At 55.7% G+C, this 15,972-nt stretch carries 11 protein-coding genes; 9 read left to right on the top strand and 2 right to left on the bottom strand.

All coding sequences use genetic code 11. The features are described from left to right. Nucleotides 1-51: 51 nt before the first annotated feature. Complete coding sequence (locus HS103_15505; GenBank protein MBE7514204.1) at nucleotides 52-993, bottom strand: prolyl oligopeptidase family serine peptidase; 942 nt, start codon at nucleotides 991-993, stop codon at nucleotides 52-54. Between the two features lie 590 nt (nucleotides 994-1,583). Between HS103_15505 and HS103_15500 the strand changes: the two genes are divergently transcribed. The 3 genes from HS103_15500 (at nucleotide 1,584) to HS103_15490 (ending at nucleotide 6,608) form a co-directional block, all read left to right on the top strand. Beyond that, a complete protein-coding gene (locus HS103_15500) occupies nucleotides 1,584-2,147 on the top strand; it encodes a LysM peptidoglycan-binding domain-containing protein (GenBank protein MBE7514203.1) in 564 nt (187 codons plus the stop codon). 194 nt (nucleotides 2,148-2,341) lie between these two features. Then, nucleotides 2,342-5,710 carry a pullulanase-type alpha-1,6-glucosidase gene (pulA, locus tag HS103_15495; protein MBE7514202.1) on the top strand — a complete coding sequence of 1,123 codons (3,369 nt, stop codon included), beginning with the start codon at nucleotides 2,342-2,344 and terminating at the stop codon, nucleotides 5,708-5,710. 223 nt (nucleotides 5,711-5,933) lie between these two features. Further along, complete coding sequence (locus tag HS103_15490; GenBank protein MBE7514201.1) at nucleotides 5,934-6,608, top strand: hypothetical protein; 675 nt, start codon at nucleotides 5,934-5,936, stop codon at nucleotides 6,606-6,608. 104 nt (nucleotides 6,609-6,712) lie between these two features. On the opposite strand, the gene HS103_15485 is transcribed toward HS103_15490, so the two are convergent. Continuing rightward, the gene (locus HS103_15485) at nucleotides 6,713-7,435 is read right to left on the bottom strand and encodes a metal-dependent transcriptional regulator (protein ID MBE7514200.1); all 723 of its coding nucleotides are present in this window, start codon (nucleotides 7,433-7,435) and stop codon (nucleotides 6,713-6,715) included. A gap of 115 nt (nucleotides 7,436-7,550) precedes the next feature. Here HS103_15485 and ligA point away from each other — a divergent pair, with 115 nt between their 5' ends. From ligA to HS103_15455, 6 genes are all read left to right on the top strand, one after another. Beyond that, complete coding sequence (ligA, locus tag HS103_15480) at nucleotides 7,551-9,563, top strand: NAD-dependent DNA ligase LigA (protein MBE7514199.1); 2,013 nt, start codon at nucleotides 7,551-7,553, stop codon at nucleotides 9,561-9,563. 340 nt (nucleotides 9,564-9,903) lie between these two features. Then, nucleotides 9,904-11,316 (top strand): glutamine synthetase, encoded by a 1,413-nt coding sequence (locus tag HS103_15475; protein ID MBE7514198.1) that lies wholly within the window; start codon nucleotides 9,904-9,906, stop codon nucleotides 11,314-11,316. 153 nt (nucleotides 11,317-11,469) lie between these two features. Then, a complete protein-coding gene (locus HS103_15470; protein MBE7514197.1) occupies nucleotides 11,470-12,918 on the top strand; it encodes an O-antigen ligase family protein in 1,449 nt (482 codons plus the stop codon). Next, complete coding sequence (locus HS103_15465) at nucleotides 12,896-13,519, top strand: GtrA family protein (protein MBE7514196.1); 624 nt, start codon at nucleotides 12,896-12,898, stop codon at nucleotides 13,517-13,519. The genes HS103_15470 and HS103_15465 overlap by 23 nt, the downstream gene beginning before the upstream one ends. A gap of 36 nt (nucleotides 13,520-13,555) precedes the next feature. Then, nucleotides 13,556-14,683: a glycosyltransferase family 4 protein gene (locus tag HS103_15460; protein ID MBE7514195.1), complete on the top strand. Its 1,128-nt coding sequence runs from the start codon at nucleotides 13,556-13,558 to the stop codon at nucleotides 14,681-14,683. Between the two features lie 152 nt (nucleotides 14,684-14,835). Continuing rightward, nucleotides 14,836-15,897 carry a toll/interleukin-1 receptor domain-containing protein gene (locus HS103_15455; GenBank protein MBE7514194.1) on the top strand — a complete coding sequence of 354 codons (1,062 nt, stop codon included), beginning with the start codon at nucleotides 14,836-14,838 and terminating at the stop codon, nucleotides 15,895-15,897. Nucleotides 15,898-15,972: the final 75 nt, after the last annotated feature.

The following is a 15,972-nucleotide window of genomic DNA, read 5'->3' as shown; positions in this document are numbered from 1 at the left end:
ATGTGGTGGACTACTAGGGAAATGAGGGAAAGCGTGTACCGCCTATATGGTTTAGCCTTTTCCCAGATGGGCGGCGAAGAAGGCATTCAGCCGCCGCATATATTCTTCAGGCTGCTCAAAGTAGCCGATCCCGTGCCGATTATTTGTCGTTCCGGGGGGAGGATTCTGCTGCCCTACACAGTCAATTTTCCAAAGATCAACGTCAACACCCGCCGCTTGATAGGCTGCCAGCAGATCATCGGCATGGCGGACGACAATGAAGCTATCGGTTGTGCAATGCACCAACTGAATAGCCTGCTTGTTTGCAGCGAAATCTTTCCCCGCCTCGATTGCCGCCGTCGTCCAGATGGCTTTTCCGGTTAGGACCACCCCCCACAGCATCCCGCCGGGGACGATGATACGGGGAAAGCCAAAGGATTCCGCCTGTTCAGAGGCAATCGTATCGGCGCGGGTATAGCCGCTGTCGGCAATCACGGCACGAAGGCGCGGTTCAATCTGTGCGGCAAGAAGGCTTGTGGAAGCGCCCATCGAAACGCCCCACAGCCCTATCCGATCTGGGGCAAAGCCACGACTCAAGAGGTAATCGAACGCGCCGAGGACATCGTAACGTTCCTCATAGCCCATAGCCAGTCGCCCATTGCCTACCGTGTCCCCGCCGCTGTCGGCAAGGTCAACGGCAAGGACAGTATAGCCCTCGCCCGCCAGTGCTGTGTTCCGTTTTATATCGTTCTCGGAATGGCGCGACCCCCGCCAGCCATGCACGGCAATGATCGCCGGAAAATCGGGCTTACCCGGCATATAAAAAGCGTGAACGTTGTAGCCGCCTTCCCGTGTGGGGAAGGTGACATCCTCGTAAGGAATGTCTGGCGTTAGGGGGGGATATTTGCGGTTGCTGATTGAGAGCGTGTTGTAGCCAAGCAGCGAGACAATAGGGTAGCCAACAAAGACGACAAGGACAACGAACAGAAGGGCGATGCGCCGCAACGTTTTCATAAGGATGGTTAATACTCACTTAAAAAGGCTTATTTCATAGGGGAAGTGTAGCGCAGATAGGAAAAGAGGGGGCAAAGAAGGGTAGGATTTACACGCTTACCCTTTGGGGAGAAGGGGGGAGGGGCTTTCCCTCAAACTACCCCTTTCGATGAATACAGGGGAAACACGTTCAACTGCGTAAGTCCTAATGTGGAAACGTCGCTATGAAGTTGATAAACCTCCTTAGGCATTGTGCGCCCAACCCGAATTCCGGATAGGAAATCACGCCAAGTGATCCAGAATGGAAACCAGAGTGGCAAAACCTCTTTGATCAACTCAAATTGTTTGGCGAACCACAAAAACCGCTCCGCAAACTTCCCTTGTTCACCTAAAAAAGATACCCGATTTTTTATGGGAACAATTTTCCCCTATAACACATGGGTTGTTTTGGGTGTTTTCTATTCCCCAAAACGCCGTGAGCCTTCCACCACCCAACTCCCCCTCTTCGACTAACGCCCTACGCCCACCCAACGCTTGGGAAACTTTTTCCTAGCCAAGATCGTCTTTCCTATAGAATGATCACAAGCAATCTACGGAGCGCGGGTTTACCTATGGCTCGTTTTATCCTCGCCTTATTCATCATCGTCAGCCTTGCGCTGACACCCCTGCCCGCTGCCGCTCAGGATGGTGGAAACGCACCTACCCCGACAGACATTTATGATCGCGGGGTGCGTCGCAACGCCACAGGGGCGCTTGTGGGCAATGTCTACACGGTGGCGGCAGGGGATTACCTGAGTGCCATTGCCGCCCGCTTTGGGGTCACCCTCAGCACCTTGCAAAGCACAAACAGGATCACGAATGCGAATGTCCTCGTCGTCGGACGGCGCTTGACAATCCCCGGTTTGGGATCACCCGCCGCGCCGCAGCCTACGCCAAACGGAGATAAGCTGGCTTGTGCCATCACGCTGTATCGTTCCGTTGCCTATTACGATGCTCCCAATGGGACGGAGGGCGGCATATTCAGCGCCGGAACGCACCTTGTCGCCGCACAGCGGAGCAAGGGTTGGTATGCTGTAAGGTTGGTGGGGGCGAACAGTGTCGATCTGGTGTGGATTAATCCCCCGCCGGGCGTAGCCCTTTATATGGGAGCGTGTTTGCGTCTGCCCGCATCGTAACGATCCCCACCTTCTCAGTGACTTCATGGGCGCATGATCATGCGCCCAGAATTCCCTCAGTCCCAAAGTACTGGAAAAATGCCTAAATCCCCTTCTCCATGTTCGTCCGGGACGCCACTCATGCGCTATGATCAGCGTGCGTGCCTGTGTCAGCACGCCAAACGAACAGTTTCTTACACGGTGGAGTTTAGCGCATGAAACGTTACCTTAATGGTCTCCTTCTGCTCCTGATCGTATCCCTTGCGGCAGCGGGGCTGTTTTCCCCCGCCGCACGGATGGTCACCGCGCAGGGCGACGCCCCAACCAGCGTCACCATTGCTGGCACGATCCAAGCACAGCTTGGCTGCCCAGGCGATTGGCAGCCGGAGTGTGAAGCAACCTTTCTTAAATACGATGAGGAAGATGATGTGTGGTATGCCGCGTTCAACTTGAAAGCGGGCGATTACGAATACAAAGCCGCCCTGAACAAAACATGGGACGAAAACTACGGTGCGGGCGCGGCGGCAGGTGGGGCAAATATCACGCTCAGCCTCAGCCGCGATAGCAAAGTCAGTTTCTACTATGACCACAAAACCCACTGGATCACCGATAATGTCAACAGCATCATTGCCACTGCGCCGGGAAGCTATCAGAGCGAGATCGGCTGCTCCAAAAGCGGCGTCGCTGGCGATTGGGATCCTTCCTGCCTACGCTCGTGGTTGCAAGACCCCGACGGGGATGGCAAATACACCCTTTCTGTGTCGGGCTTGAAGGCGGGCGATTACGAGATGAAAGTCGCTATCAATGAGTCGTGGGGGGAGAATTACGGCTCAAACGGTGCGCGAGATGGCTCAAACATCAGCTTCACCGTCCCCACCGATAACAAGCCTGTTTTTTTTGAGTGGGACAAAGAGACGAAAATCATCACTGTCAATGTGGAGGGCGCACCCCGCCAGCGCACCTACCAAGCTCACTGGGTGAGCCTTGATACAATCCTTTGGAAGGCAAAGGGCGCGGCAGAGGATACAATCTACACGCTCCATTACGATGCCAACGCTGCCATGACCCTTGAGCCGGATAAAGTCGCTGGCGGGCAAACCTTCCCCCTCGTCCTCAGTGAGGCGGGTGTGAGCGCCGAAACCGCCGCGAAATTCCCCCACTTGGCAGCCCTGACGCCGCTCATCCTCCCCGGCGCAGATCGGGGGATTGTCGCGCCGCTGCTGATGGGGCAGTTATACGTTTCCGCCACCGCCCCCGATGGAACGCTCCTCGATGTCAGTGGATTGCAAATCCCCGGCGTCTTGGACGATCTTTACAGCGCCGCTGCCGATGTGCCGCTTGGGGTGACGTGGGATGGTGATGTGCCAACGCTCCGCCTGTGGGCGCCCACCGCACGGAATGTGTCACTCCTGATCTACCCCGATTCGACAGGCGATGTCGAAATTGCCACTTCGCTTGCCCGTGACGAAGCGACGGGCGTTTGGTCGGTGATGGGCGATGCCGATTGGAAGGGACACTACTTTCTCTATGAGGTGACGGTCTTTACACCCGCCACGAACGCGGTAGAGGTGAACCGCGTCACCGACCCCTATACGGTCAGCCTGAGTATGAACAGCCGTCGTTCGCAGATGGTGAACCTCAACGACGCCGATCTTCAGCCGGAAGGGTGGGCAAGCGTGGTGAAGCCCGCCCTTGCCGCCCCCGAAGACAGCGTGATCTACGAACTCCATATCCGCGATTTCAGCATCTTTGATGAAACCGTCCCAGAGGCGCTGAGGGGGACATTCGCCGCCTTCACGGTGAGCGAGTCGAACGGGATGAAACACCTGGCAGGTTTGGCGAAGGCGGGCTTGACGCACCTTCACCTGCTGCCCTTCTTTGATATTGCCACTGTTGAGGAAGACAAGACAAAACGGCAAGAAGTCTTGTTCCAACTCTTGCAGCGTTTCCCGCCCGATTCGGCGCGGCAGCAAGAATTGGTGAATAACAATCGGGCGTTGGATGGCTTCAACTGGGGCTACGATCCCTACCATTACAATACGCCGGAAGGCAGTTATAGCACAAACCCAGATGGGACCACGCGCATTCTTGAACTGCGCGAGGCGGTGAAGGCGATCAACGCGACGGGCTTACGGGTGGTGATGGATGTCGTCTACAACCACACAAATGCCAGCGGGCAAAACGAAAAATCCGTCCTCGATAAAATCGTCCCCGGCTACTACCACCGCCTCAACTTCGAGGGGAAGGTCGAGCGTTCCACCTGCTGCGAAAACACCGCCTCTGAACATCTGATGATGGAAAAACTGCTGATCGATTCGGTGCTTTTCTGGGCGACGGAATACAAAATTGACGCCTTCCGTTTTGACCTGATGGGGCACCACATGAAGGCGAACATGGTCAAACTCCGCGAACGGCTGGACGGGCTGACCATCGAAAACAGCGGTGTAGACGGCAAAGCCATTTACGTCTATGGTGAGGGCTGGAACTTTGGGGAGGTGGGGAACAACCAGCGCGGTGAAAACGCCACCCAAATCAATATGGCGGGGACGGGCATTGGGACGTTCAATGATCGCCTGCGGGATGCCGTGCGAGGCGGATCACCCTTTGGGGATCGGCAAAAGCAAGGCTTTGTGAACGGCTTGTGGGATGATCCAAACGCGACCACCGATCAGGGGACGCCAGACGAACAACTCGCCCGTTTGCTGCTCTTTGCCGATCAAATTCGGGTGGGCATGGCGGGCAATCTGCGCGGCTATACGTTTGAAAACCGCGAAGGAAAGACCGTCACCGGCGCGGAGATTGACTACAACGGAGCGCCTGCCGGATACGCCGACGATCCCCAAGAAAACATCGTTTATGCCGAAAAGCACGATAACGAGACGCTCTGGGACATGATCGCCTACAAAGCGCCCGTCGAAACGAGCATGGCAGACCGTGTGCGGATGCAAAACCTCGGTGTGAGCATCGTCCTTTACAGTCAGGGTGTGCCGTTTGTCCATGCGGGGATGGACTTGCTGCGCTCGAAGTCGATGGATCGGGATAGCTACGATTCCGGCGATTGGTTTAACCGCCTCGATTTCACCTATGAGACAAACAACTTTGGGGCGGGCTTGCCGACTGCCGATAAGAACAAAGAGATGTGGGATATTGTGCAGCCGCTTTTGGGCAACTCCGCCCTAAAACCGGCGAAAGCGGACATTCTGCGGGCGGCGGATCACTTCCGCGAGACGCTGGCGGTTCGTCAGAGTTCGCGCCTGTTCCGGCTGCGCACGGCAGAAGAAATCCAAAAGCATGTGAAATTCTTGAACACAGGGACGGAGCAAATCCCCGGTGTGTTGGTCGTCGTTTTGGATAACACCGATGGCAGTTTGGACGATCCGTATGCGGCGCTGGTCATTATGATCAACGTGACGAAAGCGGAAAAATCCTACACAAACACGGCATTCGGTGCGCTCTCGCTAGAGCTTCACCCGATCTTAGCCGCCAGCACAGATGAGGTTGTGAAGGGCAGCAACTTCAACGCGGAGAGCGCCACCCTAACCGTGCCAGCACGGACGGCGGCGGTCTTTGTGATGAAGAAGTAAGAGAATTCGTGAGTCCCCTCTCCAAACGGAGAGGGGGCTTGGGGTGAAACCACTATCTACCTTTGTGGTGGACTACTCCTATGCTTCTAATGTGACCTTTCCTAACCAGTAAACCTGCGGAAGCTTGCCGTTTATAGCATACATCGTGATTGCTAGTTGAAGTCGTTCATGGCGGACTCGTTAGAATGGAAGTTACCAGACAACCATGAAACGAGGGAGCGACATGAACGACAGGTATATTGTAACGATATATGTGGTGATCGATGATATTCTGAAAGCGTATGGATATGCCGATGACTGCCGAGCCACCGGCACGGCAGCGGAGATTTTGACGGTGGGCGTGATCGCAGCGAAGTATTTCCGGAATCATCATGAATGGAGTTTGTGCGTCTTAACCCGTTTGGGGTATGTGCATGGTCTGAGTGTGTCACGGTTCAACCGCCGCTTGCACGCGCTGCGAGACTGGCTGTATGGGATCATCAGCGTGGTGACTGCCATCTACACCCAAGGCGAAGCCTTTATCATTGATAGTATGCCCCTGCCGGTATGCAAACGGGCGCGAGCGTCGCACGGCAAGAAGGTTCGCAGGAAGGCTTTCTGTGGCTATTGCGCCACCAAGAAGGAGAAGTTCTTTGGCTGGCGCTTGCACCTGATTTGTATTTCCGACGGGGTTCCGGTCAGTTTTGACCTGTTGCCCGCGTCGGAGCAGGATTTGACCCCCAATTCTTGGGCCGACGAGTATGACCTGCGGCTGTATCGCAAGCGCATTGAAACGGTCTACACTCAAATGGAGGCGATGGGCATCCAACATCTTCATGCTCGTACCAACCACGGCTTTGACTTGAAAGCCCACGCTACCTTGCTTGCGCTGGCTTTGACTAACATCATCTCTGACTAGCAATCACGGTAACTATAGAAAGAGACAGCCCTCACCCCCCCGCCCGCAGCATTTCTCCCTTTTCCCTGTGTACGGCAAAGGGAGCAGGGGGGTGAGGATCACGCCTACCCGCAAATGACCAACACTTTTCGTGCCACTTGGGTGCTGATCGTCACCCGTTCATCGCCCCCACCGATCTGAATGCGGAGCGTGTCGTTGAGCGGCGCCCGCTCGTGGAGCGTAACGGCAACCCCAATGACCAAACCCAGATCGGCAAAATAGCGGAGGACTTCTGGCGTTTGGTCGATGATGCGGCTCACCTCACAGGGGCGGCTGAGGGACATATCAGAAAGAAGGATCAGCGTTTGGGTTGAGATCGTCCCGTCCAACGCCGGAATCGGGTCGCCGTGTGGGTCAATCTGCGGGTTGCCAAGCGCATCGTCAATCCGCGCTTCCAGCCGCTCCGAAATATGGTGTTCCAGCCGGTCTGCTTCTTCATGGACTTCATCCCACGCATAGCCTAATTTTTGGGTCAGGTAAAGTTCTAACAAGCGGTGGTGACGCACCATTTCGAGGGCAATCCGTTTTCCCAAATCGGTCAACTGCACGCCTTGATAGGGCGTATAGATCAGCAGTTGTGGGGGGATTGCCTCTGGCTTTTTCCCTTCTTTTTTCTCCTTGTCGTCCGCCGCGCCGGATAAGCGCTTGATCATATCGGTGACGGAGGGAGCGGCAATGTTCAATGCCTCGGCTAGAAGCGTTGTCGGCACAGGGGCAATCTGCTGCTCAAGCAGATAGACCTGTTTCAGAAAGTCCTCAACGGCTTTTGTGCGCCACGCACCGCGCATATCGTCGTTCACAGGGATTGTCCTTCCGAACGCCTGTTTTGAATTGGGTTACAATTCATTGTACCATTGCCACAAACCATTCTGAGGTGCAATGACCGATCAACCTACCCCCACAATGGACGCCCTTCGCCACCGCGCCGAAGACCTTCGGGCGCAACTGCGCGATCACAGCCACCGCTATTATGTGCTTGGGACGCCGATCATCTCGGACGCCGAATTTGACGCCCTTTTCGATGAACTCGATGCCCTTGAAAAGGCTTACCCAGAACTCATCACGCCCGATTCGCCAACGCAGCGGGTGGGGAGCGATCTGGATGAACGCCTGCCAAAGATCACCCACCCTGCGCCGATGCTCTCGCTTGGCAAGGCATACACCGCCGATGAGATTCGGGCGTGGCGGGCGCGGATTGATAAGCTGCTAGATACCTCGGCACGCCTGGCATATGTCGTTGAACCGAAATTCGATGGGCTGACGGTAGCGCTGACCTACACCGCTGGACAGCTAACCCTCGGCGCGACGCGGGGCGACGGGTACACGGGCGATGATGTGACGGCGAACGTCCGCACCATTCGCAGCGTCCCCGTGAAGATTCCACCCAGTGGGCAGGTTGTTCCGCCCTCCCCGCTTGTCGTGCGCGGGGAAGTTGTCATTCACAAGGACGATTTCAAAGCCTTTCAAGAGTCCATGCGGGCGCAAGGTGAGACGCGCTTCATCAACCCGCGCAACACAGCAAGCGGTGCTCTCAAACAGCTTGATCCAGCGATCACTGCCGCCCGCCCTTTAACGTTCTACGCCTTTGGGATTGTTGATGCCCCCGATGGCACAACGCCGCGCACCCAATGGGAGACTCTTACGCTTTTGCGGGCGCTTGGGTTTCGCGTCGGCGAGGACATTCGCCGCTTTGATCATCTAGACGCCCTAATCGCCTATGTTGAGGCGTTTGAAGGACAGCGGCACAGCCTCCCCTACGAGATTGATGGGCTGGTGATCAAGATTGATGATTTCGCCACCTACAACGCGCTTGGTGTTGTGGGCAAAAACCCACGCGGCGCAGTTGCCTACAAATTCCCCCCAGAGGTGGTCACCACACGCTTAATCAGCGTCAGCGTCAGCGTGGGACGGACGGGCGTCCTCACTCCCAACGCCGAGCTTGAACCTGTTTTCGTCAGCGGGGCGACGATCAGACAGGCAACCTTGAACAACTTTGAGGATGTAGCGCGGAAAGATGTTCGCTTGGGGGATCGCGTCCAGATCAAGCGGGCGGGGGAGGTCATTCCCTTCGTGATCGGACCCCTCGTTGAAGCACGCAGCGGTGCGGAGATGCCCATCACCCCACCGACAGTCTGCCCCTTTTGCCAATCACCAGTGGCACATACTGAGGGCGAGGTTGCCTATTATTGCAGCAACCCGCGCTGCCCAGAGCGCGTCGCCCGTGAGATTGAGTATTTTGCCAGTAAAGGGGGCTTGGATATTGAGGGGTTGGCAGAGAAAGGCATTCGCCAACTGCTGGAAAAAGGGCTGATTCAAGATGAAGCTGATCTATTTCGGCTCACCCCCGAACAGCTTGCCGAGTTAGAGGGCTACGCCGACTTAAAAATACAAAACCTCATGACGAGTTTGGCGGCGGCAAAGACTCGTCCTCTGGAGAGCGTCCTCATGGCGTTGGGCATTTCCGGTGTGGGAACAACAGTGGCAAAGCTGCTGGTGAAGCACTTCCCCTCCCTAGATGCGCTTATGACGGCAACCACCGACGATCTGCAAACGATTGGTGGTATTGGTCCGTCCATCGCCGGCGGGGTTGTAGCATGGTTTCAGGATGCCGAACACAGAGATAAAATCGCCCGTCTTCGGGAAGCAGGCGTCACGATGACGGCAAATACCCCCGCCGCCATGCGCTCAGAAGCGCTTACCGGATTAACCTTCGTCCTCACCGGCACACTGCCAACAATGACTCGTGACGAGGCGCAAGCGCTGATCGAAGCAAACGGCGGAAAGGTGAGCGGCAGCGTCAGCAAAAAGACGAGTTATGTCGTCGCTGGTGAAAATGTCGGAAGCAAACGAGAGAAGGCAGAGGCGTTAGGCATAACAATCCTTGATGAGGCGGGGTTGAAGGCATTGATCCCCTGAAAAATGGGGGGAATTCATTCATTTAGCGTCGTTTGCCCCCGCCACGAACACGATGGTCAGCCAACATGGTGGGGCAAGACATAATCCATGATGCACCGAGGAGTTGTGTGTATCAAAAAAATAATGGCGACACCCCCTGTTTTTGACACAACGTCCTTCGATATCCCTCTTTGAGCATATCTTTTATGCCATTTTTGCCCATTTCGGTAACTTGACGGAGAAAATTCGGGCAAAATGACGATAGAAATTCATGCAACCTGACCAAACTCCTTTACCCTCTACAATGGTAGACTCGTGACGTTTTTCACACTCAGACATGGATGAAATGAGCAAAAACGCCATGACTCTCCGTAATTTTCTCGAAATCCCCTACGACGAACTCGAAGAACTGAATCTGGCAGCGAAAGCGGAGCGCCTTGCCCGCAAAACGGCAGATGATCTGCGCGATTCGCGGATGAAGTACCTTGCTGATACAAAGGGCATCAAAGCCGTGACCTTGTGCTTCACCGACCTTGAAGGGCGGCTGCACATGCTGGATTACGACAAGAAGTTCCTTCTGAAGTCGGCGGACAATCTGACCTTTGATGGATCGTCCATCCGGGGCTTTTCGGCGCAGAGCGAATCCGACCTGCGTTTGGCGGTGGATTGGTCGGCATTTTACTGGCTGCCTTCCGATTTCTTTGGACCCGGTAAGGTGTTGGTCTTTAGCGAAGTCTTGGAAAAAGATGGCACACCCTACGCGGCGGATATGCGTTCCCGCCTCAAGCGCTATCTGAAGGAACTTTATGATCGGGATGGCTACACCTGTAACGCTGCCAATGAAATTGAAGGCTTCTTGTTCAAGGGACGCAATGCGGAACAGGCATATGCCACAACCGGCGCGTTTGAGTTTGTGGCACAGGGCGGGTACTACCACTCGCTGCCAAGCGATCCGCTGCGCTTGTTCATCGACACCGCCGCCGAAGTTCAGCGGGCGATGGGCTTTGCCAACGAGAAAGACCATCCAGAGGTTGCCCCTTCCCAGTTCGAGATGAACTATGGCTACAGCGAGGCAAGCATTGCCGCTGATCAGATTCAGCTATACAAGCTGTTGTGCCGGCAGGTTGCCCACAAACTGGATATGACCGCCAGTTTCCTCCCCAAGCCCGTCGTCGGGATCAATGGGAGTGGAATGCACACGAACATGTCGGTGAGTAAAGGCAAGGAAAACCTGTTTTGGGATGCTCATGGGGAACACAAAATCTCGGCAATGGCGCACGCCTTCATCCAGCGGATTCTGACCGTTGGGAATGACATTTGCCTGATCTTAAACAGCAGCGTGAACAGCTACCGCCGTCTTGATCCGCATTTTGAAGCGCCGAACCAGATCAAGTCTTCGCCAGTGGATCGCGGCTCGATGGTGCGCATCCCGATTGGGAATGAGCGTTCTGCCCGCGTGGAAGTGCGTTCTATCGCTCCCGATGCAAACCCCTATCTGGCGATCTATACGTTCTTCAAGACGGGGCTGGATGGAAAAGAAGGCAAGGTTGCCCGCAACGCCATTTTGCCCGATAACATCTATGATGCGATTGATAACTTCCGTGCCAGCAAGTACGTCCGCGAACTGTTGGGCGCGGAACTTCAGGATAAGTTTACTGCGCTTAAGGAAGCCTCAGCGGATCGCTGCGCCCGCCGCTTAGGGACGCTGGTCAAGATTCCTGAGGTGCAGTACCACCACGAAGTGGCAAATCAGCTGCTCTGGAATCAGTTCTAGGTCACACCTGCCCCGACGCCAACGCGCCGGGTTGAACGCAGAGTTTGGGGTGTCTGTTATCGCCGTCCAGTGGTTCAACACTGGGCGGGATTTTTATTTCTGTTAGGATAGGAAAGGACTGTGCAGAAATCTAACTTACGCTAGGGAACAACCATGCGAACCCTCAACTTCCCTCGCCCACCGGTTTCATTCCTATGGCTGCTTCCCGCCATAGGGCTTGGGCTGATCGCCGGACTCCTTCCGCCCTTGCCCGCCCTTGTCCTAATCGGTGGTATGGGGCTGCTGATTGTCACGCTCATTGACCCGCGCATCGGTCTGACAGTCACCTTGATCGTTGCCCCCCTCAAAACACTCATCGAAACTGAAGCGGCGTTGAAACTCCCCCTTGATGTGGGGCAGATTGCCCTCCTCATCACCCTTGCCGCATGGCTTATGCGCAGCATTGCCGATCAGCGGCGCATCGGACTGCGCTGGTCGGGCGTCTATCTTCCACTCTGCGCCTTCCTGTTTGCTGCGGCGCTCAGCCTGTGGGGGGCGGTTTCCCCCTCAGCGACGGTGAACGAACTGATCAAATGGGTGGAAATTCTGCTCGTCATGGCGCTCGTTGGCTCGTCGGGGGGGGGGTGGTGGGTGGCGGGGACGCTGCTCATCGCCGCATCAGGGCAGGCGCTGCTCGGCATTTACCAATTTCGCGGTGGGTCGGGTGCGCCGCATCTGTGGATTTTGGAATTTCGCTACTTTCGCGCCTTTGGAACGTTCGGGCAGCCAAACCCCTTTGGTGCATTCATGGGGCTAACGCTCCCGCTTGCCTTAGGAATGAGCTATGGTTTGGCGGCGGCGGCGTGGCGAAAACGCAATGCCCGTTTTGCGGCATGGGCAGCCCTGACATTGGCGGCGGCGGCATTCATCGGCGGCGGGTTAATCGTCTCGTGGAGTCGTGGGGCGTGGCTCGGTTTTGCTTCTGCAATACTCATGTTATTACTTTGTGCGCCACGAAAACGCTGGATGGGGGTTTTACTCCTTGTGTTTGTAATTGGTGGCGTTGCGCTAAGCGTCGTCAGTGGGCTTGCGCCCGCCTCGTTGGTGGCGCGGATTACCGACTTTGCCCAAGACCTAACGGGCATTGAGGATGTGCGCGGACGGGCGATCAACGATGATAATTATGCCGTGATCGAACGCTTGGCGCATTGGCAAGCAGCGCTCGGCATGGCAAATGATCATCCGCTGGTGGGGGTGGGTTTTGGCGGCTATGAGGCAGCCTACCCCGCCTATGCCCTCATGAATTGGAGCATGGCGCTTGGTCATGCCCATAATTACTACCTGAACGTTTTGGCAGAGACAGGGATCGTTGGGTTAGCAGCTTATGTGGGGATGTGGCTTGCCTACCTCATGCTGACGCTGCGGGCGCTTCGCTTGGCTGACCCTGAGCGCGGCATTGCTCTCGGTTTGTTGGGGGTTTGGGTCCATCTTGCCGTCCATAGTCTATTCGACAAGCTGTTTGTCAATAATTTATTCTTGCATATCGGGGCAATGCTTGGTTTAATTACAGTCTTGCTGCACAGCGGGAGAGTTCTAGAACGTGACGAATACGATGGCACATGATTCCCACCTTTCACCACAACCCAAACAGGGCGGCTTTTTAACCCGCCTGAATGACCGGGACGGCTACATTCGCAAATTTAGCCGTCGCATTGGCGGGGTGTGGGCAGCGGATATTGAGCGGTTCATCAAATTCTTGTTTGTCGGCGCCTTAGGGGCGGTGATCGATCTGGGTCTGACGAACCTTCTCATGATTATTTTTCATGTGCAGGATGGCGAGACGAACAAAGTTCTCTTGGCAAGCTCGGTAGGCTTTACGGTTGCTGTATGCAGCAACTTCTTTTGGAATCGCTATTGGACATACCCTGATTCGCGTTCCCGTGCCATTGTTCACCAACTGGTGATGTTCTTCATTTTGAGTGTGATTGGGTTGGCGATTCGCGCCTTCATTGTGGCGAATTTGACCGTTCCCTTTGCCAATGCGGTGACGAACTTTTCCCACAGCATGAAATGGGCGATTGAAGACAAAACCTTATTCAAAATTGGAGCAAATGGGGCGGTGATGCTCTCGTTAGTCATTGTTGCTGCGTGGAACTTCGCCGCCAATCGCAAGATCACCTACAGCGATGTGGACAAGGTAAATACAACGACTGACACCCCCTAGAAACGTCCACAGTAGCCACCAAACGGACTCCCTTCCATGATCGGGATTGATTACACCGCCGCCTACGAACAGGGGGCGGGAATTGGACGGTATGTTCGCGAGTTAATCACTGCCCTTGCTCATCAGGATAGCGAAACAACCTATCGCTTGTATGTACAGGGAGCAGGTCGAAAGCCCCTCCCCACCCTTCCTGGCGGTAATTTTCGATGGGCGGCAACGCGCATCACGCCGGAATGGTTTTTCCGCTTTTGGCATCGCCTTCGCTTGCCGATTCCTGTGGAAACATGGGTTGGTAGGGTGCGCCTCTACCATGCTACCGATTTTGTCCTCCCCCCCACCCTCCCTAGCACACCTACCGTCCTCACAGTTCACGATCTATCGTTTGTTCGCGTGCCAGAAGCCGCCCCACCAAGTCTAAAAGCCTACCTTGATGTCGTTGTGCCGCGTTCTGCCCGCCGTGCTGATTACGTTCTTGCCGATTCGCACGCCACCAAAGATGATTTGATTGACCTCTACAAACTGCCGGAAGCAAAAATTGAAGTGTTGTATTCAGGGGTGAATCCCCGATTTTGCCCAACAGCGCTTGAGGCAGCGCTGCGCGAAAAATATCGCATCGGGGCGTCGCCTTACATCTTGGCGGTGGGGACGGTTCAGCCGCGCAAAAACTATGCCCGTCTGATTGAAGCCCTTGCCGCGCTGCCGCCTGATCTTGCCGATGTGCATCTTGTCATTGCCGGAGGGCGCGGCTGGCTGCAAGACCCGATTTATGCGACAGTGGCTGCACAAGGGTTGACGGAGCGCGTCCACTTCATCGGCTTTGCCGAGGATGCCGACCTTCCGGCGCTCTATACGGGGGCGCGGCTATTGGCATTCCCTTCCCTTTATGAAGGATTCGGGCTGCCTATTCTAGAGGCATTCGCCTGCGGGACACCCGTTCTCACGGCGGGGGTGTCCTCACTGGGGGAGGTTGCCGGTGATGCGGCTCTGTTGGTCGATCCCCTTCAGGTGGACTCCATCCGGGCAGGGTTAGAGGTTCTCCTGCGCGATGACACCCTACGGGCGGGGCTGATTGAGCGCGGCTATGCCCAAGCCAGCCGCTTCACATGGGATGCTGCTGCCAAGCAACTCCGTGAAGTGTACCGGCGCTTTGAGCGGCGTTCCTGAGCAAGGATTAAGGCACAGGAAGGATTGGGAGAAGGGTCTGGCGTGTACGGCTTACGGCTTAATTTCTTCTCTCGTTAACTACACCTCAATTCATTACACCCGTTTTTGCTGAATTCGGTTAGAATCCGGTTTAGGGCAAGACCGGATACACAGTGAACATTTTCATTAGCTACTCGCGTGACGACAGAACACTGATTGCCGACCTTGTGGATCGCCTCCACAGCGAGTCGCCCCATACAATTTGGTTTGATCGCCGTCTGGTTGGGGCGGATTTATGGTGGCGAGTGATTCTGAGCGAAATTGAACGATCTGATTGTTTCGTGATCGCCCTTACCCCACGCAGCGCAGAATCGATCTACTGCGCAGCAGAGATGCACTACGCCCTTGCCTTGAACAAACCTGTGTTGCCCCTTTTGCTGAAGCCATGCGAGATTCACCCTGTCTTGCGCCCGATTCAGTTCACCGATATTATGAATATCTCTCTTGATCTTGCCCTCGCACGGGTGTTGAACGTCTTAGGGCGTGTTGAGGTACGTGCGCTGCGCGGTGAATTTCCCCCAACAACACCCCTTCCGCCACGCCCCTCCCAACCAGAAGCCCGCGCTCCCATACACGTCTTTGAAGTCCTTGCTGCTGCCGAAGAAGCGATTGCCGCCAGCGATCTCACCTCGGCAGAGAAGCTCTTTCAACAAGTGATTAAGGTAGACCCTGAAGGGGCGGGGAAGATTGCCATAGAACGGATGGCGGAGACACGTCGAGACTTTGAACGCACCGCCGCCTATGATAAGATCATCGCCCTTGAATCGACGGCGAACGAGGCAACCCTCCGCGCCGCGTGGCGTGCCTATCGAGCGCTTTTTGGGCTGACCTACGACCCAAACGGGTATGCGCAGCAGTTTCCCTCTGAACGCACCCCAGCCGAGGGGATTCTCAAGCGCCCCGTCCCCGTCAGCCTGATTGAGACGGCAATCGGGACAACCGCCGGAGCAAAAACCCTCCCCCCGCACCTTGTTGAGACGCGCAGTTCCCTTGATGGGCGAACAAAAGCAATGCTTGTGTTACGACGTTCGGACAAAACCCGCCCGAAGCCACTGCTCTCCTCAGACACAATCCCTTTCCCCCCCGAACATTCGCTGCCCCGTTGGGTGCCAATCATTGTTGCGGTGGGCTTGGTGGGGGTGCTGTTTCTGCTCTTTATCCTGAGCCAGACATAAGCCAGAGGGAAAAGGGTTTAGTGATCCGAGGTTGCGGTTGGGGGCGTCGGGGCGACCCCGCAGGGTCACCCATCT

This window comes from Anaerolineales bacterium (assembly GCA_015075625.1).
Taxonomy (GTDB): Bacteria; Chloroflexota; Anaerolineae; order Aggregatilineales; family UBA2796; genus UBA2796.
Note: the sequence above shows the minus strand (reverse complement) of the source record. Positions and strands in the feature narration are given on the sequence as shown.

Coding starts and splice junctions, on each gene's coding strand:
- HS103_15460 (MBE7514195.1), top strand. CDS start 13,556: ATGATCGGGATTGATTACACCGCCGCCTACGAACAGGGGGCGGGAATT.
- ligA (MBE7514199.1), top strand. CDS start 7,551: ATGGACGCCCTTCGCCACCGCGCCGAAGACCTTCGGGCGCAACTGCGC.
- HS103_15500 (MBE7514203.1), top strand. CDS start 1,584: ATGGCTCGTTTTATCCTCGCCTTATTCATCATCGTCAGCCTTGCGCTG.
- HS103_15470 (MBE7514197.1), top strand. CDS start 11,470: ATGCGAACCCTCAACTTCCCTCGCCCACCGGTTTCATTCCTATGGCTG.
- HS103_15505 (MBE7514204.1), bottom strand. CDS start 993: ATGAAAACGTTGCGGCGCATCGCCCTTCTGTTCGTTGTCCTTGTCGTC.
- HS103_15485 (MBE7514200.1), bottom strand. CDS start 7,435: ATGCGCGGTGCGTGGCGCACAAAAGCCGTTGAGGACTTTCTGAAACAG.
- pulA (MBE7514202.1), top strand. CDS start 2,342: ATGAAACGTTACCTTAATGGTCTCCTTCTGCTCCTGATCGTATCCCTT.
- HS103_15490 (MBE7514201.1), top strand. CDS start 5,934: ATGAACGACAGGTATATTGTAACGATATATGTGGTGATCGATGATATT.
- HS103_15475 (MBE7514198.1), top strand. CDS start 9,904: ATGACTCTCCGTAATTTTCTCGAAATCCCCTACGACGAACTCGAAGAA.